The sequence below is a fragment of the Variovorax sp. WS11 genome, from assembly GCF_010499245.1.
Taxonomy (GTDB): Bacteria; Pseudomonadota; Gammaproteobacteria; order Burkholderiales; family Burkholderiaceae_C; genus Variovorax.
The window spans coordinates 190,209-209,173 of record NZ_JAAGOW010000001.1 but is presented as its reverse complement, the minus strand read 5'-3'; the positions used below and the strand labels follow the sequence as shown (position 1 = coordinate 209,173).

General features: G+C 66.9%; 27 protein-coding genes and 1 tRNA gene. 16 read left to right on the top strand and 12 right to left on the bottom strand.

Annotation, left to right across the window (positions count from 1 at the left end):
* Positions 1–41: 41 nt before the first annotated feature.
* From GXN78_RS01105 to GXN78_RS01055, 11 genes are all read left to right on the top strand, one after another.
* Positions 42–302, top strand: a complete 261-nt coding sequence (locus GXN78_RS01105) for a hypothetical protein (RefSeq protein ID WP_106554124.1) — start codon at positions 42–44, stop codon at positions 300–302.
* Positions 299–820, top strand: a complete 522-nt coding sequence (locus GXN78_RS01100; RefSeq protein ID WP_106554125.1) for a hypothetical protein — start codon at positions 299–301, stop codon at positions 818–820. The genes GXN78_RS01105 and GXN78_RS01100 overlap by 4 nt, the downstream gene beginning before the upstream one ends.
* Entirely contained in the window at positions 817–1,293 is a 477-nt protein-coding gene (locus GXN78_RS01095) for a hypothetical protein (RefSeq protein WP_106554126.1), read from the top strand. Before GXN78_RS01100 ends, GXN78_RS01095 begins: the two co-directional genes overlap by 4 nt.
* A 7-nt stretch (positions 1,294–1,300) precedes the next feature.
* Positions 1,301–1,864: a lysozyme gene (locus GXN78_RS01090; RefSeq protein WP_106554127.1), complete on the top strand. Its 564-nt coding sequence runs from the start codon at positions 1,301–1,303 to the stop codon at positions 1,862–1,864.
* 16 nt (positions 1,865–1,880) lie between these two features.
* Positions 1,881–2,123 carry a hypothetical protein gene (locus GXN78_RS01085; protein ID WP_106554128.1) on the top strand — a complete coding sequence of 81 codons (243 nt, stop codon included), beginning with the start codon at positions 1,881–1,883 and terminating at the stop codon, positions 2,121–2,123.
* On the top strand, positions 2,120–2,485 hold the full coding sequence (locus GXN78_RS01080; RefSeq protein WP_106554129.1) for a hypothetical protein: 366 nt from the start codon (positions 2,120–2,122) through the stop codon (positions 2,483–2,485). Before GXN78_RS01085 ends, GXN78_RS01080 begins: the two co-directional genes overlap by 4 nt.
* The gene (locus GXN78_RS01075; RefSeq protein WP_106554130.1) at positions 2,482–2,754 is read left to right on the top strand and encodes a hypothetical protein; all 273 of its coding nucleotides are present in this window, start codon (positions 2,482–2,484) and stop codon (positions 2,752–2,754) included. Before GXN78_RS01080 ends, GXN78_RS01075 begins: the two co-directional genes overlap by 4 nt.
* A gap of 72 nt (positions 2,755–2,826) precedes the next feature.
* On the top strand, positions 2,827–5,532 hold the full coding sequence (locus tag GXN78_RS01070) for a hypothetical protein (protein WP_164255335.1): 2,706 nt from the start codon (positions 2,827–2,829) through the stop codon (positions 5,530–5,532).
* Entirely contained in the window at positions 5,532–7,184 is a 1,653-nt protein-coding gene (locus GXN78_RS01065) for a hypothetical protein (protein WP_106554132.1), read from the top strand. Before GXN78_RS01070 ends, GXN78_RS01065 begins: the two co-directional genes overlap by 1 nt.
* A 195-nt stretch (positions 7,185–7,379) precedes the next feature.
* The gene (locus GXN78_RS01060) at positions 7,380–7,613 is read left to right on the top strand and encodes a DNA-binding protein (RefSeq protein WP_239142563.1); all 234 of its coding nucleotides are present in this window, start codon (positions 7,380–7,382) and stop codon (positions 7,611–7,613) included.
* 3 nt (positions 7,614–7,616) lie between these two features.
* Positions 7,617–8,135: a Rha family transcriptional regulator gene (locus tag GXN78_RS01055; RefSeq protein ID WP_106554133.1), complete on the top strand. Its 519-nt coding sequence runs from the start codon at positions 7,617–7,619 to the stop codon at positions 8,133–8,135.
* 41 nt (positions 8,136–8,176) lie between these two features.
* Here GXN78_RS01055 and GXN78_RS01050 read toward each other — a convergent pair whose 3' ends face one another.
* Positions 8,177–8,449, bottom strand: coding sequence for a hypothetical protein (locus tag GXN78_RS01050; protein WP_106554134.1), 273 nt, complete (start codon positions 8,447–8,449; stop codon positions 8,177–8,179).
* A gap of 128 nt (positions 8,450–8,577) precedes the next feature.
* A complete protein-coding gene (locus GXN78_RS01045) occupies positions 8,578–8,772 on the bottom strand; it encodes an Arc family DNA-binding protein (protein ID WP_106554135.1) in 195 nt (64 codons plus the stop codon).
* Between the two features lie 108 nt (positions 8,773–8,880).
* Between GXN78_RS01045 and GXN78_RS41875 the strand changes: the two genes are divergently transcribed.
* On the top strand, positions 8,881–9,702 hold the full coding sequence (locus tag GXN78_RS41875; RefSeq protein ID WP_106554136.1) for an Arc family DNA-binding protein: 822 nt from the start codon (positions 8,881–8,883) through the stop codon (positions 9,700–9,702).
* A gap of 8 nt (positions 9,703–9,710) precedes the next feature.
* Here the strand turns inward: GXN78_RS41875 and GXN78_RS01035 are convergent, their stop codons facing one another.
* On the bottom strand, positions 9,711–10,004 hold the full coding sequence (locus GXN78_RS01035; RefSeq protein WP_181360458.1) for an HNH endonuclease signature motif containing protein: 294 nt from the start codon (positions 10,002–10,004) through the stop codon (positions 9,711–9,713).
* A 108-nt stretch (positions 10,005–10,112) separates the two neighbouring features.
* On the opposite strand from GXN78_RS01035, the gene GXN78_RS40750 reads away from it, so the two are divergent.
* On the top strand, positions 10,113–10,280 hold the full coding sequence (locus GXN78_RS40750; RefSeq protein ID WP_204162193.1) for a hypothetical protein: 168 nt from the start codon (positions 10,113–10,115) through the stop codon (positions 10,278–10,280).
* A 194-nt stretch (positions 10,281–10,474) separates the two neighbouring features.
* A complete protein-coding gene (locus GXN78_RS01025; RefSeq protein WP_106558461.1) occupies positions 10,475–12,388 on the top strand; it encodes a hypothetical protein in 1,914 nt (637 codons plus the stop codon).
* 26 nt (positions 12,389–12,414) lie between these two features.
* Here GXN78_RS01025 and GXN78_RS01020 read toward each other — a convergent pair whose 3' ends face one another.
* Positions 12,415–12,669 carry a hypothetical protein gene (locus GXN78_RS01020; protein WP_106558460.1) on the bottom strand — a complete coding sequence of 85 codons (255 nt, stop codon included), beginning with the start codon at positions 12,667–12,669 and terminating at the stop codon, positions 12,415–12,417.
* Between the two features lie 63 nt (positions 12,670–12,732).
* Between GXN78_RS01020 and GXN78_RS01015 the strand changes: the two genes are divergently transcribed.
* The gene (locus GXN78_RS01015) at positions 12,733–13,509 is read left to right on the top strand and encodes an SOS response-associated peptidase family protein (protein ID WP_106558459.1); all 777 of its coding nucleotides are present in this window, start codon (positions 12,733–12,735) and stop codon (positions 13,507–13,509) included.
* A 28-nt stretch (positions 13,510–13,537) separates the two neighbouring features.
* On the opposite strand, the gene GXN78_RS01010 is transcribed toward GXN78_RS01015, so the two are convergent.
* Together GXN78_RS01010 and GXN78_RS01005 are read right to left on the bottom strand one after the other, a co-directional pair.
* Positions 13,538–13,738, bottom strand: a complete 201-nt coding sequence (locus GXN78_RS01010; RefSeq protein ID WP_106558458.1) for a hypothetical protein — start codon at positions 13,736–13,738, stop codon at positions 13,538–13,540.
* Entirely contained in the window at positions 13,725–13,922 is a 198-nt protein-coding gene (locus GXN78_RS01005; protein ID WP_106558457.1) for a DUF3606 domain-containing protein, read from the bottom strand. The genes GXN78_RS01010 and GXN78_RS01005 overlap by 14 nt, the downstream gene beginning before the upstream one ends.
* Positions 13,923–14,047: 125 nt before the next feature.
* On the opposite strand from GXN78_RS01005, the gene GXN78_RS01000 reads away from it, so the two are divergent.
* Positions 14,048–14,674: an RNA ligase family protein gene (locus tag GXN78_RS01000; protein WP_239142562.1), complete on the top strand. Its 627-nt coding sequence runs from the start codon at positions 14,048–14,050 to the stop codon at positions 14,672–14,674.
* Here GXN78_RS01000 and GXN78_RS00995 read toward each other — a convergent pair.
* The 6 genes from GXN78_RS00995 to GXN78_RS00970 form a co-directional block, all read right to left on the bottom strand.
* Positions 14,661–15,572 carry a hypothetical protein gene (locus GXN78_RS00995; RefSeq protein WP_106558456.1) on the bottom strand — a complete coding sequence of 304 codons (912 nt, stop codon included), beginning with the start codon at positions 15,570–15,572 and terminating at the stop codon, positions 14,661–14,663. The genes GXN78_RS01000 and GXN78_RS00995 overlap by 14 nt on opposite strands.
* 146 nt (positions 15,573–15,718) lie before the next feature.
* Positions 15,719–15,794, bottom strand: a tRNA-Asn gene (locus GXN78_RS00990).
* Positions 15,795–15,872: 78 nt separating this feature from the next.
* Positions 15,873–16,799: a thiamine phosphate synthase gene (locus GXN78_RS00985; RefSeq protein ID WP_181360601.1), complete on the bottom strand. Its 927-nt coding sequence runs from the start codon at positions 16,797–16,799 to the stop codon at positions 15,873–15,875.
* Entirely contained in the window at positions 16,796–17,614 is an 819-nt protein-coding gene (locus tag GXN78_RS00980) for a thiazole synthase (RefSeq protein WP_106558455.1), read from the bottom strand. Before GXN78_RS00980 ends, GXN78_RS00985 begins: the two co-directional genes overlap by 4 nt.
* Before the next feature lie 19 nt (positions 17,615–17,633).
* A complete protein-coding gene (thiS, locus tag GXN78_RS00975) occupies positions 17,634–17,831 on the bottom strand; it encodes a sulfur carrier protein ThiS (protein WP_106558454.1) in 198 nt (65 codons plus the stop codon).
* A complete protein-coding gene (locus GXN78_RS00970; protein WP_106558453.1) occupies positions 17,828–18,934 on the bottom strand; it encodes an FAD-dependent oxidoreductase in 1,107 nt (368 codons plus the stop codon). The genes thiS and GXN78_RS00970 overlap by 4 nt, the downstream gene beginning before the upstream one ends.
* Positions 18,935–18,965 lie beyond the last annotated feature (31 nt).

Genomic DNA, 18,965 nt, shown 5'->3' with positions numbered 1-18,965 from the left:
CGCGCCCTCAGCTGATCAAGACCACATCCCGGAAGCCCACCATGAACATCCAACTCGTCGAGAACGCCAGCGCCTGGTGGCGCATGTACAGCAACTGGGTCTTCATGTTCATCAGCGCGATGGGCGTGGTGCAGACCTTCATGCCGTTCCTGTCGTGGTTGCTGCCCGACTGGATGCTCGGCGTGCTGCTCTTCCTCATCGGCTTGGCGGGCATCGCGGCGCGGCTCATCAAGCAGTTCAACCTGGCGCCGGCCGGCGAGGTCCTGTTGGACGTCGGCGAAGACTCGAGGAACGTCCCATGAACGCCACTTTCCCCGAGGCTGGGCATCGCGACGAGCTCGTCGAGACCTTGGCCGTCGCGAAGATCCCGAGCCCGATCGAGCAGGATCGGATCGAGGTCCGCATGCTCACTCTGATGCTGACGGGCTTCTTCATGGGCAACCTGCTGCAGGGGACTATCTACATCCTCGCGATCGAGACCTCGACGCTGCATCGAGTTGCCGCCATGACGCATGCATCGTGGCTGGTGGCGGTGCTGTTCGCTTCCGCCGCACTGGCAACGCTGCCGCACGTCGTCTCGCTTCTCTTCCTGCCGCGCCTCCTGGCGCATCGCCTGCCTCGGAAGATGGCGTGCTTCGCAGCGATGGGCACGGCCGTGCTGTGGTTCTACCTCTCGGCGCTGGCCAGGCCGCTCGACGCCGGGCCGCTGACGCTCCTCTACATCTGCAGTGGCCTGGGAGCACTGGTCATCGCCGGCATCTTCGGCATGTCGCTCAACGCGCAGCAGCTGCGCAACCTCGCGGAAAAGCTCTTCCCATGAAGCACAAAGCCCTCGTTCACATCCTGATGGCACTCTGGTGCCTGTGCGCGACGCGCGTCGTCTACGCTGCGACCTTCACCCAGGACCTGCTCGGGTTCGACTATGAGTCGCTTATGTGGGGCGCCATCGCTGGCCTGCTCGGCGGCGCGCTGCGCACCATCTTCACGCTGGCCAACGACAACCGCGTGGTCTATAGCATCCTCAAGGAATCGCGGAAGGACCTGGTGGTCGCGCTGATGGCCGGGGCCCTGGCGTACCTGCTGCTGATCGCCATCGCCTCGAAGTATCCGGACCTGATCACGCGCGAGATCCGCATGCTCGTGATCATCGGCGCCGGCTGGTCGCGGGCCTCGATCTTCAAGCGCCTCGACCAGATCGTCAGCAGCAAGCTCGACAGCGTGAACCAGAAGGCCCGCGACGGCGCGCCGATCGAACCACCGAGTTCCGCGGCTGTTCCGCTCTCCGAGAAGTGAGGCGACCATGAAGACCGGACCCGATGGCATTGCCGTGATGCACTACTTCGAGACGTGCAAGCTGTGCGCATATCCCGATCCCGGCTCGCCCCTCTTTGCAGCGCTGGTCCGTGCCGGCATCTATCCCTACGGGCTCACTGCCGTGCCGCCCGACCTGGCGCACCTGAGCGGCAGGCCATGGACGATCGGCTGGGGCGACACCGGGCCCGACGTGGTGCCGGGACTTGAGATCACCCAGGAGGAGGCAGACGTGCGCTTCGAGCTCCGGCTCGGCCACGAGTTCGAGCCGGGCGTGCTCGATTGCGTGCAGCAGGAGATGACGCAGCGCCAGTTCGATGCGCTCGTTTGCCTGGCCTACAACATCGGACTGCCGAACTTCCGCAGTTCCACGCTGCTGCGAAGGTTCAATCTCGGCGACATTGCTACCGCATCGGCCCAGTTCCTGGTCTGGAACAAGGCGGGCGGCAAGGTGATGCTGGGCCTGAAGCGACGCCGCGCCGCCGAGCGCGCCTTGTTCGACGGCGAAAGCGGCCTGGTGGCCATCGCGATCGGCAAGGCGGTGAGCTCATGATCTACAGCTCGATCTGGTGGGCGATGTGGTGGCGCCCCTGGGGCTGGTGGTGATCACCTCGATGCATCCCGGCGTGCCCCTGCCGTACTTCCTGGCGGAAGCGGTGGCGCACCCCACGCCGTACGACCACCCGCAGGATGCGGACAAGCCGGGCGGCCTGAGCCTCAACACCTGCACGGCCTGCAACAACGTCTTTCGCGGCTTGCCGTCTCGCGTCACGTGCCACGTCTGCTCGCGGCCCGCGGAGCTCGAGCAATGATCCCGGTCACGAAGTGGCTCATCATCGGCCTAGGCATCCTGCTGGGGCTGAGCGCGCTGACGAACATCGGGCTGACCAAGGCCTACCTGAAGGCCCGCGATGCGAAGACGCAGGCCATTGCCGATCGTGACAGCGCGCGCGGCGCGGCCACCGCCTGCAGCGACGCGACCGAGGCGCTGGCCGAGTTGTCGAACAAGCGCCACGACCAGGGCGAGGCCGCGCGCCAGGCCGCCGAGAAGAAGGCGGCCAGCTGGCAGAAGCTAGCTCAGGGCATCCTGACCTCGCCGCCGAAGGTGCCGGGCAACGTGTGCGCCAGCGCGCAGGCCGAGGTCGACGAAGAGCTCGCAGGGAGAGCGCCATGAAACGCCTCGCCTTGGTGATCCTGGCCGCGTCGACCCTGGTGGGTTGCAGCGCCACCGGCGGTGCCTTCACCGTGAAGACAGCCGTGGGCGTGGAGTGCAAGGCGCAGAAGCCCGAGCGGCCGGTCTTCGCGACCGAGGCCCTTCGCAAGGGGTCGGACGTCGATCAGTACGTGCGCGCCGCACGCGCAGAACGGCTGCAGCGCGACGGCTACGAAGAGAAGCTGGTCGCTGCGCTCGATGAGTGCATCGCTCCTATCGCCAAGCCCTGAGGCCCCCCACCAAGGTTTGGCCGCTCGCGCACGCGCGCGAAGAATGCCGGGCATCCTGAAAGGCCCCCGCACATGACCGATTCCCAGCCTGGCAACGCCGGCGCCTCTCTGGCGCGCACGCGGCACACGGAGGTGCAGCACTACGCCGACGGCGGGATCGTGCGACGGATCACCGACCGGATCTACGGCAACACGTCGCCGCCTGCAGCTGCCCCCGCGCCGGCACCGGCTCCAGCGGAAGCGCCTGCTGCGCCTGGTGGCCTGGGCAACGTCAGCAACTATGCCGGCAACACTGCGCTGGATCGGCGCATGAAGGCAGCAGGCCTGAAGGACGGGGGAATGGTCAGGGGCCCCGGTACCGGCACCTCCGATTCGATCCCCCGCGATCTGCCCCTGGGTGCGTTCATCATGCCGGCCGATTCGACCGCAACGCTCGGCGCCCAGAACCTCGAGCGGCTGCCCGACACCGTTCCGGCGATGGTCAGCAACGGCGAATTCGAAGTGACGCCAGAGAAGGTTCATGGCCTCGGCGCCGCGGTGCTCACCGCGTTGAAGGACATCACGCACAAGCCTGCTGACGATGGTCCCAAGCTCGGCCTGACCAGGCGCGCCGATGGCGGGTTGATCGATGACCCGAGCCGTCCGCGTAGCTTCGGCGACGCAGCGGCGGCAGCGAGCGATCCTTCCGTCACGGTGGTGCCGACTGGCGTGCCGGCGCCGGCCGCCGCGCCATACCGCGCGCCGCCGGTTGGCCTATCCGGCGCGCCAGCGCCTGCAGCGCCTTCGGTGGGCGGGCAGGTGTTGCGCACGTACGACCTCGGGCGCCAAGCCGCACCTCAACCACAACCTGCGCAACCGCCGAGCACTTTCAATCCTGCGTCGGGGATCGGCCGACCGAATGCGCTTGGCAGCCTGGCCGACACGAAGGCGCAGATTGCCAGCCTGCAGGCGTCCAACTCGGCGCCAGGGTTGGGCTTGCGGCCAGCTGCAGCACCAGCGGCACCCGCCACGCCGACGGCGCCGGCTCCGGGGCTCGGCCTGCAGCGACCGGCCAGCCAGCCGACGTTTGCGGCCTACGGCGGCATTTCGACGCCTCCGCCCCCTGCTGCTCCTGCACCCGCGGCGACACCAGCAGCTGCGCCGGCCGCCGCGGCTCCGGTACCGCTCCCTCCGCCGCCGGCGCCGTACTCGAACCGCACTGGGGGCCAGTTCGTGGCCTATCGCGACGGCGGTGTGGTCGATGGCTCGTGTGTTGCGCCTGGCGGCTTAGGGCTGAAGAAGAAGCGCGCGGGCTATGCCGATGGTGGTCTGGTCGATGACGAAGAGCAGCGACGCCGCGATGCGGCGGCAGCAGCGCCACAGAGCGGAGGGGCTGCGTTCGGCCTCTATCCGCAGTTGGCTGGCGACGCGCGCACCTACGGGCTGGCGAATCGGCTACGCCAGGGCGTCACCGCCACGAGCGGCCCTGAAGGCCAGACGTTCGCGCCCGCGGTCACCGTCGCACCCCCCGCGCCGCCGGCCGCTGCACCTTCCGCGCAGCGCCTCAATGCCACAACGGATCCGCGCAGCAGCGCCTACCAAGATCCTGCAGCGCCTCCGGCGGCTGCTGCGGAGCCCGCTCCGGCTGCTGCTGCGCCTGTCGCTGCGCCTGCAGCCGCGGCACCGAGTTACCCGGCCGCCGGCAGCGTCACCGCTTTGCCGGGCTCGACGGATACTCTCGGCCAACTGAACCGAGACATCGCCCACCAGCAAGATCTGCAGAAGGTGCGCAAACCCAGCGACCCGACGCCGGGCGTCGCCGTGATCGGTGCCGACTATGCGAACCGGAACGCCGAGTTCAACGAAGGCGCGGCTCTGCGCACCGCGGCCGCACGTGGCTCCTGGTCTCCGCGCCGTGGCTTCCAGGGAGATGAGGCCGCGGTGCAGGCGGCACTGACGCCCATCCAGCTGCGCGCGCAAGCTGCAAGGACTGCGCAGGCCGAAGCTGGCGACACAGCTCGCGCACTGATCGCCGAGCGCGGCACCGAGGCGCGCGCGAGGATCGCTGACGCGCAGAACGCCGAGACCAACGCGATCGCGCGGAAGCGGCTGGAGATCGAGGCAGCCAAGGTCGCGGGCGAGTCGCCCGCAGGCTATCGGCGAAAAACGGACGGCACCCTCGAGTTCGTTCCAGGCGGTCCGGCCGATCCTTCGGTGCGCGGCTCGCGCGCGCCGCTGAACGATACGCAGGCGAAGGCGCTGCAGTTCGGCACGCGCATGCAGACCGCTGGCGACCTCCTGGACAGCCTGGCGTCGAAGGGGGTCAACCAGCCTGGGCTCATCAAGCGCGCGGCCGAGACGGTGGGTGCCGGCGGCCTCGCCAACTTCACGCAGAGCGCCGAGCAGCAGCAGGTCGAGCAGGCGCAGCGCGACTTCATCAATGCCGCACTGCGTCGCGAGTCGGGCGCGGCCATCGCCGATCACGAGTTCGACAATGCCCGGAAGCAGTACTTCCCGCAGCCTGGCGATGGCGAGAAGGTCATCGAGCAGAAGCGGCAGAACCGGCTGCTGGCCACGCGCGGCATCCTCGCCGAGGTACCGGACTCCGACAAGCGTGTGGCGCAGGTGCGAGGGCCGGAGACCCCGGCTGCTGCCCAGCTGTCTCCTACGCCTGCAGCGGCCGCCAACCCTGCGGCCGCGAGCACTCGCCCGTCGGCACCGCAGGCCGGCGCCCAGGATGGCGGGTACACCTTCCTCGGCGGCGATCCGGCTGACCCGAAGAGCTGGAGGAAGTCGTAATGGCCGGCCCGTGGGAGAAGTACCAGGCAGCGCCGCCGGCCGCCGCCGCTGTGCCGCCGGCTGAGGCGGGGCCCTGGACGAAATACGCTGCGCCGGCGCCCGCAGTGGGCACGATCGAAGGCCTGGGCGCTGGCTTCGTGCGCGGAGTTCGAGACGTGATCGACAAGCCGGCGCAGGTGCTGGCCAACGCATTCAGCTCGAAAGAGGGCGATCGAGTCGCCGCCCTCAATGAGACCGGCAAGTCCGACTTCGACAAGACGTACAGCGACAGCACGGCCGCCGATGTGGGGCGCATCGCTGGCCAGGTCGCCATCGCTGCCCCTGCGGGTGCTGCCCTCGGCGCGGGAGTGCGGGCTGCTGGCGTCGCCAGCGCTGCACCACGAGTTGCAGCCCTGGGGCGGGCGATCGAAACAGGCGGGTTGAGCGCAGATGGCGCTGGCTTGGCCACCCGCGTTGCCGGTGGCGCCATCGGCGGCGCGGCGACCACTGCGCTCGTGGATCCGAATGATGCCGCGACGGGTGCCGCGATTGGTGCTGCACTGCCGGCTGTTGTGCGCGGCCTTGGCGTAGCTGGCTTTCGGGCGCAGCAAGCAATGCGAGGGCCAGAGGTGCCGACGGGCCTCCGCGACGCCGCCGCTGCAGGAGCGGAAAGTGGACTGATCGTGCCGCCATCGATGGTCAAGCCGACCCTGGTGAATCGAGCGGTCGAGGGTTACGCGGGGAAAGCAAGCGTCGCGCAACAGGCGAGTTCGAGGAATCAGGGCTTCCTCAACAAGATCGCGCGAGAAGCGATCGGCGCAGAAGATCTGACACCGGAAGGCCTGGCAGCTGTCCGTGCTCGCGCGAATCAAGCATACGACGCTCTCGGCCGCGCCGGCACCTTCACTGCCGACGACGCGTTCCGTGGCGCACTCGAAAAAGTCGGAGCGAGCTCGAAGCAGTTGAAGGCCGATTTCCCCGAAGTGATCCACAAGGATGTCGAGGCTCTGGTCGACAGTTTCGCAGGCAAGACCGCTTTCGATGCGCAGAGCGCAATCGAGGCGATCAAGCGCTTGCGTGCGAGCGCGAACGCCAACAAGTCCGCCTTCAGCGACCCGGAGAAGCAGGCACTTGGACGAGTGCAAAACAAGGTGTCCGGCGCGCTCGAAGATTTGATCGACCGCAACCTCACCGCCCAGGGCAAGCCTGAATTGCTCGCCGGCTATCGCAACGCGCGGCAGACGCTCGCGCGGGTGTATGACGTCGAGCGGGCGACGAATCCCAGCACCGGCACCATCGATGGGCGCAAGTTGGTCGCCGCCTTGAAGAAGGGCCGCCTGACCGGTGACTTGAAGAAGGCCGCAGAGTTTTCAGCCGCGTTCCCGAAAGCAACGCAGGCAGTCGAGCAGATCGGCTCTCAGCCCGGCATCAGCCCGCTAGATTTTGGAGGTGCGGCATTGGGGTCCGCCGCATTCGGCCCGGCGGCAGCCCTGCACCTGGTTGCGCGCCCGCTTGCGCGGGCCGCGGCGCTTTCGCAAACCATGCAGCGCGGGATCACAAAGGCGCCGACGGTCGACGGCCCGAGGCTGGGCCTCAGTCGCCCCGCTGAGTCGGAGGTGGCTCGTTTGGCGGCCGCTGGCCTACCCGTCGGCCTGACAAATCGCGACCGTTAACCGAGCACCACCATCCCCAGCAGAACGCACCTACGCCGAAGGCCAAAAGCTTGATGAAGAGGTAGGTCGTCACAGCCCGGAATGTAGCAGGGGCCTGCTTCAGGAGCCAAATACTTCGCAAGCGCTGTCGCTGTTGCCAGCCGATACCCCCCGTATGGATTGGAGAAATGCGACCCATGCGAAGAATGAGAAACCATGTTCAACCACTCAAGGGTGCGCATCATGGTAGCCAGGGCTGTCATTCCTCTGGAGCGTGAAACCCGCTCCGCAATACCGTCTGCAGAAGCTGCCCATCATCTCAGCCGATCGATTAAGACCTTGCACCTCTGGGCATGCAAAGGTGAAGGTCCGCTCAAGCCGCTGCGCGTGAATGGCCGACTGGCATGGCCGGTCGCCGATATCAAGCGCTTGATGGGCGTGGAGGGCTGAGCGATGAGCTACATCGATGACCTGACCGTCTTCATCGCCCGCGACGGCGCGGAGCTTGTCACCGACACCCGCGCCGTCGCGCTTGCGTTCGGCAAGCGGCACAAGAACGTGCTGCAAACCATCGACCGCATGCTAAGGAGCGGCCGCGAGCTCATTGCTGAGCATGCTCGGCTGAATTTTCAGCCCAGCGTCTACTTCGACTCGACCGGCCGGCGGCTGGCGATGTTCAGGATGACAGCCAAAGGCTTGTCTGAGCTGGCCATGGGCTTCTCGGGCGACGACGCCCGCGAGGTCCGCATCCGTTTCCTGAACGCCTTCGAGGAGGTAGCGGAGCGGCTGGCCAGGGCCGAAAAGTCCATCACCGAGCAACTGCTCGAACTGGAGCGCCGAGAAATGCCCTCGAAGGTAAAGGGCCAGGTCGGCTCGCAGCTGATGAACGAGCGCCGCCGAGAGAAACCGGAATTCGCCGAAGCGCGCGCGACTCTGGAAGCCCTGGCTCAACCCAGCCTTCTCACCCACTGATTTGGTGTCGTATCACCTGGCGCTGGCGACGCCCTACCCTCTTAGCGTGCCCCCGTCTTTCCTATGTGCAGTTCGGCGTTGATTTCCCGCAGACGGGCTTGGCTGTAGAGCAGGGCGCCGATCAGGTGATCGCGCTCTCGAGCGAGGACCTTCTGACTGTCCAAGCGCGCGGCGCGCGCCGTTCTCGCTCGAGCGATGCTCGCAATGCTGCTGGGATAGCGGCCGTGGCGCGGATGCTGCACGACGAGCGAGGCAGCCGCTGTGGGCAGGGCGAAGACGTTTGCGTGCGTGGCACGCTGTGTGCTATTGTTCATTTAGATATCCGTTCTGTAGTACGTTCGGCTGTCATTCGAAGCCCGGCTGTTGACGCAGTCGGGCTTCTTTCTTTGCGCACAGCTTATGGAAGCGGCTTGGCATCGCGCAAGGTCAGCCTGCCAATTTCTCACGGTGATCCTTTCGTCGGCTCCAACGGCATCGGAGCCGACGTCGACTCGTCTTCCTTGGCCCTCCGCACCATCTCGACCAACTCCGCGTTCAAAGAGCGGTAGTTGGCATCTGCTCGGGCCTGCAACCATTGAGCAAGAGGCAGCGGCATCCTGATCGCGCCGCGCCAAGTGTCGACCTTCAGTCGTGCCATCTTGATTCCTTATGTTTGTCCATACGACAGCAAAAATGTATGTCGAGTCGCTACTAGTGTCAAGTCGCCACATCAGAAAGGTGTCGACTTGACAGTACGATTGCGCAAATGGAACAAGAAAAGTACCCCAGTGACGCAGCCGCGAAATTCATGGTGCGGCTGCCCGGGGACATGCGCGACCGTATTGCCGAGGCTGCGGCGAAGAACAAGCGATCGATGAACAGCGAAATCGTCGAGAGGCTTGAGCGCTCTCTGGCTGAAATGCCTACGCAGGTGGAACTCAAGCTAGCCGGGCCAATAAGATCGCTGAAGCGAGATGGGTCATCTGTGGACATGACTTTCGAAGAGCTCACGGAATATGTCAGGGCGCAGGTCGTCAGGGCGGAGAAAAAGCCACGCACGCGAGCTCCTGAGAAATGGGCTGCTACGTTTCCCCATGCTGCAGCCGCGGCGGATCCAACCGAAGAGAGGATTTCGGCTGCACTCGCGAAGCAGGAAGCAGTGATGCGCTCTATGCTCGAAAGCCAACGGCAGTCGAACATTGCCATGCTTGAAGGGCAACTACTCGGCTTGCAGTCGCAAATCACGGCCTTGCACAACCCGCTCGCGGACGCGCTGGAAGACTTGGACGCCGCTCACAAGGGCGAGGATTCGTTTGCAGTGGAGAAGCATGCGGGCAGGGTAGGGCGCATTCGGGAGCAACTGCAGGCGCTCGACCAGCGCTCGGACGAGATCAAGATGCAAATCGATCAGCTTCGGGACGTTGGCAGCGCGCCATCTGCAAAACGCGTTGCGCAGGCCGTGGAAGCTACTCCTCCCCCTGCGCCGCCGCCGAGCAAGGTGCGCGTGAAACTGGCAGACGGTCGGACCGTCGAGATTCGCAAGCGGACCCGAATCGAGGTGCCCGCGCCGCCCAAAAAAAAGCCCTGAGCGGTAAGTCAGGGCTGAGTGTTCGCCCGGCGCTGCTTCCGGCACTCCCGCACGTCGACGTAGGTCTTGAAGCGATGATCTTCGGTCGAGATCCACTGCAGGTTTGCGCGCTTGTCCGCGCCGCCGGCGCACAGCGGTTCCACGTGGTCAACCTGCCACCCATCGCAACGGCCGCGCCGTAGGCCGGTGGAGGGGCAGGGGTTCTCTGCTCGGAAGGCCCGAACCTCAGCTCGGTCGCGCGGGATGCGCGCTTCGACGGCGGCCGGCAGGAGGAGCGCGAGGCACAGGAGGGTGAGGCGCATCAAGACACCATTCTGAAGGAGGAAGCCTGGGGCACCCCAGTAGAGTTCGACCGCGCGAGGGCGCGCGCGAAGAATTGCGGAGGTCTATCACCGCAAGGAAGACCTCTCATGCGCCTCGTCAAGATCTCCATCAGCCAGGCCGACGAGAACGGCCAGTACGGCGAGCCGGTCACCTTCCTGCTCGACGCGCTCGGCATCGTGATGCCTCCGGCACCGCCGGCGCCCGAGCCTCCCGCACCGGCCCCCGGCACCAGAGCCACCAGCACCCGCACCTGAGCCCCCAGCTCCTGCGCCGCAACCGCCCGCCCCGGCCCCCGAGCCACCCCCTCCGGCGCCTCGCACCGGAGCCGCCACCCGCTCCACCTCCGGCGCCCGGAACCGCCTCCGGCCCTCCGCCAGATCCTGAGCCGCCGCCTGCACCTCCAGCGCCCCCACCGGCCCCGGCGCCGAGCGCGATCGAGGGTGACATCGTGGATGCCAGCGGCGTGATCGTCCGCAGCGCCTACGACGAGGTTGCCAAGGACTGGACCGGACCGCGCGCCATGAAGATGCGCTACGGCGAGGCCTCGTCGGTAAACGATTCTCCCGAGCTGCCCCTGGCCCCCATCGTTGGGACCATCACCGATGGCTATGGGGGAGGGCGCTCGCTGTACCAGTTCGGCGGCCCCGAGAACAAGGCGATGGGCGACTACGTGAACAACTCGGGCGCAGGTCTCGTGCTGGGCGCCACCCTGCTGACCTCGATCGTGCGCTTGACCACGATGGCGAAGGACCGTGGCTGCATCTCGCTCAACCCCGATGTCTTCTGGCAGGACGGCCGCGACCCCGTGCCGCAGCAACTGCGCGACTACATCGCCAAGGGCATCCTCAGGAACACCGACAAGGTGGTCTACCAGATCCGCCATGCCGGCCCGGGCGACACAGGGGTGACGCGCAACTCGATCCTTGCCACCCAGGGCACCGAGGACCGTGGCGCGGTGATCTTCAACATCGGCACCGCCACCGCGCCAGGCAGCTTGGCCTACGTGCAGCTCCCGGTGGGCTACTCCGTCACCTCGATGGACGTGAGCGACTGCAACGAGTTCGTCTACGCCACCCTCATGAACTGGAAGACCTTCCGGGGCGAGGTCGTGGTGATCGCGCTCGGCTGCGTGCGCCCTGGCCAGCCCATCGACGGCCCGCTGCCCTGGCACGAGTGGTGGAACGAATGGCTGTGCGGGGTCAAGCCGGGCCTGTTCAACCAGGGCAACATCGGCTTCATGAAGATCGTGGGCTACGTGCCGCTGCCCGACGACATGAAGGCGCCGACCTGCTGCCGGGTGATGACGGGCGTGACGGGCTTCAATCAGATCGTGGCGCAGGGCAACGACCCCGGCAACGTCGCGGAGAACAGCTACCCGCTGAAGGACAACCTTGCCAAGTTCCAGCCGGGCGGCGTCTGGTACGAGACCTATGCCAAGGATGGCCTCCTGGCGGTGGGCAGCTATCCCGAGCAGCGGGAGTGCTTCATCGACCTGAAGCCCCTGATCGGCTACTTCAACGACATGTACTTCGGCAGTGCCGACAACAACGCCAAGACCCAGCTGCCGATGGTCGGCATGGCCGACAACCAGTGGCCGTACCTGCTGGCGGCGGGCTCTCCCTACCTGCCCAAGGTCATCAAGACCGAGGCCGGAGGCGGGCGCGTCCGCGCCATCGTCAGCACCATCGGCTACGGCTACTGGAACAAGTACAACGAGCGCCGCAACCCCACGCCGACCTTCACGGGCTGGCGGGCGGACGCTCGTGTGCCAGCCCTGTGGACCGTGCTGGAGAGCGGAACCGTGATCGTGCGCGAGGTGGGCAAGTGGGTCACGGGCTGCAAGCCGGTGCGCCAGACCACCCCGATCACCGAGGTGCTGGGGACACCGGCCGCCTCCGAGATCAAGGAGATCAACCGCATCACCGGGCTGGGCAGCAACATCACGCATGCGGGCAACGTGAAGGACTACCCCATCGACCTGCAAGGCATCGCCTGGAGCCCCGAGGAGGGGGACAACAAGCCGCATGCGATGAGCCACATGCTGATGTTCTGCGCCCGAGGCAGTCGCGCAGTGCGCTTCTACCAGTTCAGCCTGCTGGACGGTGGCAAGACGGCGTTCGAGCGCTTCAGCCTCCGCGACAAAGACCTAGATCCGATGTGGGCCGAGCTGGCTGACTCCTACGACCAGCGGACCGGCAGCCTGGCGGTGTGCGACGGGCAAGGCTTCCTGAAGAGCTTCCGCATCCTGCCGTTCTCCTACCGCGGCAAGGCCTATCCGCTTCCTGCGGAAGGGGCGCAGCGCTGCGGGCGCTTCATGGTGGCGGGCCCGATGCTGTCCTACTCGATGGGGAACGTGCCCTGAGCCACAGTTTTCCTTGGGCAGGGCCGCTACTCCACTGCGAGGATCTCGCAGTTCCACTCCTGGACCACCCAGGCTGACTCGAACTTTTCGACGCCTACGAGCCGCAACTCGTTGCCGAGCACGGACACGAACCTCGCGTCGTACAGCTTCGGTCCGTCGTCCCCCAGGTAGAGGTAGGTGATCCCCTGCTCGTCGGTCTTCCCGGCTCGGCTGCTCAGCAGCGCGCCCGTGAACTCGCGCGGCTTCTGGTTCCAGGTGAGCCACCGCCCGGCGTTGCGCATCAGAGAAACTCGGACTCTCATACTGTGTATGCATCCAGTATAGTTTGACGCAGAATCGCGCGGATGTGCAATCGATACGAGAGCCCGGAGATCAAGGAGATCGAGCGGTTTTGGCACGTCGGCGCGCGCCAGACGCCTCCGTGGACGCGAGACATCTTCCCGAGGGCGCCTGGCCCCTTCATCCGCCGCCGGCGCGACGCCACGGGCTACGAACGCGAGCTGGTGGTGGGGCAGTGGGGGCTCATCCCCTGGTTCGCCAAGGAGCCGAAGCTCAAGTACCCGACGAACAACGCCCGCAGCGAGGAGCTGGCGGAGAAGGCCAGCTACAAAGACCCGTGGAAGCGTGGCCAGCGGTGCATCATCCCCGCCGCGAGCTTCGACGAGCCGTACTGGGGGCCGTACGAGGAGCCGTTCCCAAGGTGCGAGTGGTGGCGCTTCCGCCGCGCTGACAGCGCGCCCTGGGGCCTGGCCGGGCTCTGGAACGTCTGGACCGACAAGGCCACGGGCGACGAGTTCGAGAGCTACACCATGCTCACCCTCAACGCGGACGCGCACCCGCTCATGGGCCGCATGCACAAGCCCGAGGTGGACCCGAAGACGAAGGTGAAGCTGCCGCTCGAGCTGCAGGACAAGCGCTCGGTGATCCCGATCGAGGCGGGCGACTTCGACCAGTGGCTCGAGGGGACCGTCGACCAGGCGCAGCAGCTGCTCAAGCTGGCGCCGGCCGAGATCTTCGACGCCGGGCCCGCGCCGCCTGATCCGCCGCGTGCCCCGAAACCTAAACCGGAGCGGGCCAGGCCGAAGGAGCCGCCGGCGGCCGAGGAGCCTTCTCTGTTCTAGCGCCCGCCGGACAGCGGTGGCGCGCGCCTCAGTGCACCGACGGTTCCACCTGCTCGGGATCGTTCACTGCGAACACCTCCACCCAGCCCTCGAAGATCGCACCGGGATTGCAGGTGCAGGGGGCGGCCGCGCCGCCGCAGTCGCATCCGCCCTCGGTGACCACGTCGGAGGGGCGGTCCGGGTGGTCTTCGCAGACCCAACCCGAATCACGGCACTTAGCGCACCGCACGTTTGGCGCGCCTCGCCGAGAGGTACTCGCGCACCTTGTCAGCCGAGTTGCCCACGGCCTTGACGGCGTCGCGCAGCTGCTCAGGCGTGCAGCCCAGGCTCTCCGCCCAATCTCGCAGCTCGTAGTACTGCTCGAGCGAGATGAACTTCCGATCACTGCCGGTCTTGCTAGTGTCGTCAGGCATGGCGTTCTCCCAGTTGGCAGGCACAACGTCCTCGCGCCAGACTGATGGGTGTGTAGGCCCCGATCATCATCTCGCGTCGGCTTCTTCGGATTGCCAACCTGCGGCGCCGGCCCAAGGATGTCGGCATGGTCAAATTCGCCGCCCTCAGGCCGATGCTGCTCGACGAGCGGCCGCTCAACCTGGAAGAGCCCGGCTGGATCTACGAGCTCAAGTACGACGGCTACCGGATGATGGCCAAGTTCGGCACGGGCGCATGTGAGCTGCGCACGCGCAACGGCGCAGATGCGACGAACTGGTTCCCGGAGGTCGCGCGCAGCCTCGCCGCCGTGCCTGGCGGCCCGTACGTCACCGATGGCGAGGTCTGCGTGCTCGACGAACTGGGGCGCAGCGACTTCGATCGGCTCCAGGACCGCGCGCGGCGCCGGCGGTGGTACGAGGGTGCCGACCCAGTCGCCTACTGCGTGTTCGACTTGCTGGTCGACGGCGGCAAGGACATCACCGCCGTGCCCCTCCTGCAGCGCAAACAGGCCCTGGCCGACCTGCTGGACCCTGCGCCACCCAACGTCCTGGTGGTCGGGCACTTCGACAGCGACGGCCATCGCTTCTTCCACGAGGCCGTGCTGCCCCTGAAGCTCGAGGGCCTGGTGGCGAAGTGGGCAACCAGCCCTTACACGCCTGGGAAGCGCTCGCGCGACTGGGTGAAGGTGAAGCGCAAGGGGGCGGTGCCCGCGGAGCGGTTCAGGCGCGGATGACTTGAGGGGTGGCATCAGAAAGCTTGTAGAGCTTTCGCGCTTCGAAATGTTCTGTGATCGCCTGAGCGGTAGCTTGGAACAAGGCGGTGTCTGCGTACGCGCTGTGGATCGCTTCGCTAAGTTCGCCGTACATCGTTCGCAGCGATGGGAAGCGGCCTTTGAAGTCGACCGGCAATCCGTCCATGTACGCGTCCAAAGCAGCGTCTGCTCGGTCAGAGGCCGACGCGAACAAGCGCGCCCACTGTTCGCAAAGGGTCCTGAGCAGAAACAGCCCGGCTAAGGTTTGGCCTGACTGGTGTGCAATGACTGCTCCTGAGAAGAAACGAGAGATCGAAGCCGGGATGGTTCGAGGCACCTCGACGTGTTCCATCGGCGCGCGTCCACAAAGCGTCAGTTTGGGACCGACCCGGCGGATTGTGAACACTTCTGGCGGGCCCTTGCACCCTTGGCAGATGTAGGACATGGAGAATACTTCCGTCTTCCCTGCCGCTGTCACGACGCCACCGACGTGGCCGCTGGCACGGTTGAACAAGTTCAAAGCAGATGCCAGGTTGAAAGGTTCACGTCGATCACAGGTCGAGCAGTAGCTTCTGATGCTTGGCGCAGTCCATTGAAGTGACTGGTCTGCAAAGGCGTCATCTCCCGGTCGGCCGAACTGTGTCGATACTTCCTCTGCGTACCAAGCCCAATTCTTAACATCAGCAAAGTGCCTGACCCGGATCGCTTCTTCACTCGCAACTTTTAGCCTGTGCGCGCCCACGGCCTTGTCTGCCTCCACCACGACGGATTGGTAGAGGTGTTTGTCTTCCAGAAGCGTGCGGACGGCGCTCTGAATGGTTTTCTGAAGATCGGCGCAAGCCGCCTCGAAGCACTCCCGGATGCTGCTGTGAACCTGCATATTGAGCTGCGCGCCTTCCTCGTATTCATCGTTTGGAACACTGGATATTGGACATGTCCAAAAAACTGTCCAATATCGCCGCCCAAAGAAGAAGGCCCTGCTACCAGTTTGATAGCAGGGCCTCCATTGCCTTTGCGGCTTGTAGGTGGCTCCTCGACCTGGGCTCGAACCAGGGACCTACGGATTAACAGTCCGGCGCTCTACCGACTGAGCTATCGAGGAACAAGCCTCAAATTATAGCGTGACTTTTTGGCCCTTCCTACCGGTCCGCACCACCTGGCGCGGATCGCGAAAAAATTCTCAAGCGGCGGCCATCGCCTTCATCAGTCGAGCCGCCGCAGCCTCGGGATCGGCCTCGGCCACCAACGCCCGCACCACCGCCACCGAGCCCACGCCGGTGGCCAGCACGTCGGGCAGCCGTACTGCGTCGACGCCGCCGATGCCCACTTGCGGATAGCCGCGCATGAGGCGCGCGTAGGCGGCCAGCCGCGCCACTCCTTGGGGCGCGGTGACCATCTGCTTCAGCGTGGTCGGATACACCGCGCCCATGGCGAGGTAGCTCGGGCTCACGGCGTCGGCGCGCACCATCTCCGCGTAGCCATGGGTGCTGACGCCCAGGCGGATGCCGGAGGCGCGGATGGCCTGGAGCTCCGGCGGGTCAAGCGCGTCGAGGTCCTCCTGGCCCAGGTGCAGGCCGTAGGCGCGGGCCTCGATGGCAGCTTGCCAGTGGTCGTTGATGAAGAGCAGGGCGTTGGTGCCGCGCACGGCCTCCACGGCCGCATGCACTTCTCGCTTCACCGCGTCCGCATCGCCGGACTTGAAGCGCAGCTGCACCGTCGGCACGCCGGCGCGCGCCATGCGGCCGACCCAGGCGGCATCGGGCAGCACGGCGTAGAGGCCGAGCTTCTCGGGGCAGGGCGGGAATGCATCGGCGCGCGCCGACGGCGGGAAGGGGCGCATGCCGAAATCGGCCGGATGCTCGGGCCAGGCCTGCGCATCGAAGGCGCCGGTGCGTTGCGTCTGCGCCTGCCAGGCGCGGGCCAGGCACTCGGCATCGACCTCGATAAAGCCCAGCGCCGCGCAGGCGGTCTTGGCGCCGCGGTACACCGCGTCGTCGGAAGAGAAGGAGGCCGGGCGGTCGCCCGTCTCGCCGAAGCGCGCCGCGTGCGCCGCCACGATCGCGCGCCCGATGTCGTTCTGGTCGTTCTGGTCGTTCATGGCCGTCATTGCGAGTTCGCGTGATGCCAGAAGGGCGTGCCCAGCACCGGCGTGCTGGGCTGCGCGGAATCCTGCGCGGTCATCGCGCCCGCCAGCCGTGCGCTGCGTCCGGCCTGCACCGCGTCGGCGAATGCGCCGGCCATCGCGACCGGATCCTGCGCCAGCGCCACGGCGGTGTTGAGCAGCACGCCGTCGTAGCCCCATTCCATCACCTGGCAGGCATGCGAGGGCAGCCCCAGCCCGGCGTCGACCAGCAGCGGCACCGAGAGCCGCTCGCGCAGCACCTGCATTGCATAGGGATTGACCGGCCCGCGGCCCGTGCCGATGGGGGCGGCCCAGGGCATCACGGCCTGGCAACCCACGTCCACCAGGCGCTGGCAGACCACCAAGTCCTCGGTGCAGTAGGGCAGCACATGGAAGCCGTCGCGGATCAGCTGGGAGGCCGTTTCGACCAGGCTGAGGGTGTCGGGCTGCAGCGTGTAGTCGTCGCCGATCAGCTCGAGCTTGATCCAGGGCGTGTCGAACACTTCGCGCGCCATCTGCGCGGTGGCGATGGCCTCCTGCACGCTGTGGCAGCCGGCGGTATTGGGCAGCACCGGCACATCGAGGCGCCGCAGCAGCTCCCAGAAGCCGTTGCCATCGCTGCCGTTGCCGGGCGTTCCGGTCTGGCGGCGCAGCGATGCGGTCAGCATTGCGGGCCGGGCGCGCCGCACCGCGGCTTCGAGCACGTCGGGCGAGGGGTAGCGCGAGGTGCCGAGCAGCATGCGGCTCTGGAAGGCCTGGCCGTAGAGCACCAGGGGATCGTCGGCGTTCGTGTTCATCATGATGGGTGGGTCTCCGGTTTCAGCCGCCCGTCACGGGGCGGATCACTTCGATGCAGTCGTCGGGATGCAGGACGTGGGACGCGTGGTTCGAGCGCGGCACGAACTGGCGATTCACGGCTGCGGCGAAAGGCGGCTTCGCCTCGATCAGGGCGATGGCGTCGGCCAGCGTGGCGCCGTCGGGCAGGGTCTTCGGGTTGTCGTTGATCAGGACGTTCATGTTGCGATCTTCTCCAGGCTGGGCGCCAGCGCGAAGCGGCCCGCGAGCGCCGAGCGGCCTTCGCGCAGCAGCTCCAGCGCGACGTCGAGCATGACCGGCGCAATCATGAAGCCGTGTCGGTAAAGGCCGTTGATCTGCATCACGCGGGCGCGCGGCTGGCTGAAGGCCGGCAGGTTGTCGGGCAGGGCAGGGCGGCACTGGGTCGCGATCTCCAGGATGCGCGCCTCGGCGAAGCCGCTGTGCACCGCGTAGGCCGCGCTCAGCAGCTCCAGCGTGGAGCGCACGCTGGCCGGCGACATGTCCTCGGACTCGATTTCGGTGGCGCCGATCACGAACACCTGGTTCGGCTTGGGCACGACGTAAAGCGGGTAACGCGGATGCACCACGCGCATGGGCCGCGTCAGCGCCACCTCGGGTGCATGCACGCGGATGACCTCGCCGCGCACGCCGCGCAGCGCGCCCCACTGCGGCCGGGCGCCGAGGCCGCGGCAGTCGATGACACGCTCGCCCTCGCCGGGCTGGAAATCGTCGAGGCTGCGCGGCGCGTGCCAATGCAGCTTGACGTTCGGCAGGGCCTCCAGCGTGGCGAGCAGGGACGCGAGCAGCTCGCGGTTGTCGAGCTGGCCTTCCTGCGGCAAGAACAGGCCCTGGGCGAAGCGGCGGCCCAGCGCGGGCTCCAGCGCGGCGATGCCGGCGGCGTCCACCGTCTTCATCACGGCCACTTCGGGCACCAGCTCACCGGTCCGCGCCAGCATGCGCGCCAGCCGCGCGGCCTCGGCGGCATCCTGCCGGTGCCACAACACCAGCGTGCCTTCGCGCTGGAAGAACACGGGCTGCGCCAGCTCGCCCAGCAGCTCGGGCCAGCGCGTGAGGCCGTAGTGCCCCATGCGCACGATCGAGGGCGGTGCCACGGCCGACTCCGCCAGCGGCGCCAGCATCGCGGCCGCGACGCGGGCGGCCGAGCCATCGGCCTGCGGTCCGCCGGCATCGAAGAGCTCGACGCGGCAGCCGGCGCGGGCCAGCGCCACGGCCAGCAGGCGGCCCATCAGCCCGGCGCCGAGGATCGCGGCCGAGGCGAAAGGAAGTGCGCTGCGCGCGGTCATCGGCATATCCTCCTGCAGGGGCCGCGATGGC

Excerpts from the sequence above, each read along its gene's own strand:
- GXN78_RS01105 (WP_106554124.1), top strand. The coding sequence starts at position 42 with ATGAACATCCAACTCGTCGAGAACGCCAGCGCCTGGTGGCGCATGTAC.
- GXN78_RS01100 (WP_106554125.1), top strand. The coding sequence starts at position 299 with ATGAACGCCACTTTCCCCGAGGCTGGGCATCGCGACGAGCTCGTCGAG.
- GXN78_RS01095 (WP_106554126.1), top strand. The coding sequence starts at position 817 with ATGAAGCACAAAGCCCTCGTTCACATCCTGATGGCACTCTGGTGCCTG.
- GXN78_RS01090 (WP_106554127.1), top strand. The coding sequence starts at position 1,301 with ATGAAGACCGGACCCGATGGCATTGCCGTGATGCACTACTTCGAGACG.
- GXN78_RS01080 (WP_106554129.1), top strand. The coding sequence starts at position 2,120 with ATGATCCCGGTCACGAAGTGGCTCATCATCGGCCTAGGCATCCTGCTG.
- GXN78_RS01075 (WP_106554130.1), top strand. The coding sequence starts at position 2,482 with ATGAAACGCCTCGCCTTGGTGATCCTGGCCGCGTCGACCCTGGTGGGT.
- GXN78_RS01070 (WP_164255335.1), top strand. The coding sequence starts at position 2,827 with ATGACCGATTCCCAGCCTGGCAACGCCGGCGCCTCTCTGGCGCGCACG.
- GXN78_RS01065 (WP_106554132.1), top strand. The coding sequence starts at position 5,532 with ATGGCCGGCCCGTGGGAGAAGTACCAGGCAGCGCCGCCGGCCGCCGCC.
- GXN78_RS01060 (WP_239142563.1), top strand. The coding sequence starts at position 7,380 with ATGTTCAACCACTCAAGGGTGCGCATCATGGTAGCCAGGGCTGTCATT.
- GXN78_RS01055 (WP_106554133.1), top strand. The coding sequence starts at position 7,617 with ATGAGCTACATCGATGACCTGACCGTCTTCATCGCCCGCGACGGCGCG.
- GXN78_RS01050 (WP_106554134.1), bottom strand. The coding sequence starts at position 8,449 with ATGAACAATAGCACACAGCGTGCCACGCACGCAAACGTCTTCGCCCTG.
- GXN78_RS01045 (WP_106554135.1), bottom strand. The coding sequence starts at position 8,772 with ATGGCACGACTGAAGGTCGACACTTGGCGCGGCGCGATCAGGATGCCG.
- GXN78_RS41875 (WP_106554136.1), top strand. The coding sequence starts at position 8,881 with ATGGAACAAGAAAAGTACCCCAGTGACGCAGCCGCGAAATTCATGGTG.
- GXN78_RS01035 (WP_181360458.1), bottom strand. The coding sequence starts at position 10,004 with ATGCGCCTCACCCTCCTGTGCCTCGCGCTCCTCCTGCCGGCCGCCGTC.
- GXN78_RS40750 (WP_204162193.1), top strand. The coding sequence starts at position 10,113 with ATGCGCCTCGTCAAGATCTCCATCAGCCAGGCCGACGAGAACGGCCAG.
- GXN78_RS01020 (WP_106558460.1), bottom strand. The coding sequence starts at position 12,669 with ATGCGCAACGCCGGGCGGTGGCTCACCTGGAACCAGAAGCCGCGCGAG.
- GXN78_RS01015 (WP_106558459.1), top strand. The coding sequence starts at position 12,733 with ATGTGCAATCGATACGAGAGCCCGGAGATCAAGGAGATCGAGCGGTTT.
- GXN78_RS01005 (WP_106558457.1), bottom strand. The coding sequence starts at position 13,922 with ATGCCTGACGACACTAGCAAGACCGGCAGTGATCGGAAGTTCATCTCG.
- GXN78_RS01000 (WP_239142562.1), top strand. The coding sequence starts at position 14,048 with ATGGTCAAATTCGCCGCCCTCAGGCCGATGCTGCTCGACGAGCGGCCG.
- GXN78_RS00995 (WP_106558456.1), bottom strand. The coding sequence starts at position 15,572 with ATGCAGGTTCACAGCAGCATCCGGGAGTGCTTCGAGGCGGCTTGCGCC.
- GXN78_RS00985 (WP_181360601.1), bottom strand. The coding sequence starts at position 16,799 with ATGACGGCCATGAACGACCAGAACGACCAGAACGACATCGGGCGCGCG.
- GXN78_RS00980 (WP_106558455.1), bottom strand. The coding sequence starts at position 17,614 with ATGATGAACACGAACGCCGACGATCCCCTGGTGCTCTACGGCCAGGCC.
- thiS (WP_106558454.1), bottom strand. The coding sequence starts at position 17,831 with ATGAACGTCCTGATCAACGACAACCCGAAGACCCTGCCCGACGGCGCC.
- GXN78_RS00970 (WP_106558453.1), bottom strand. The coding sequence starts at position 18,934 with ATGACCGCGCGCAGCGCACTTCCTTTCGCCTCGGCCGCGATCCTCGGC.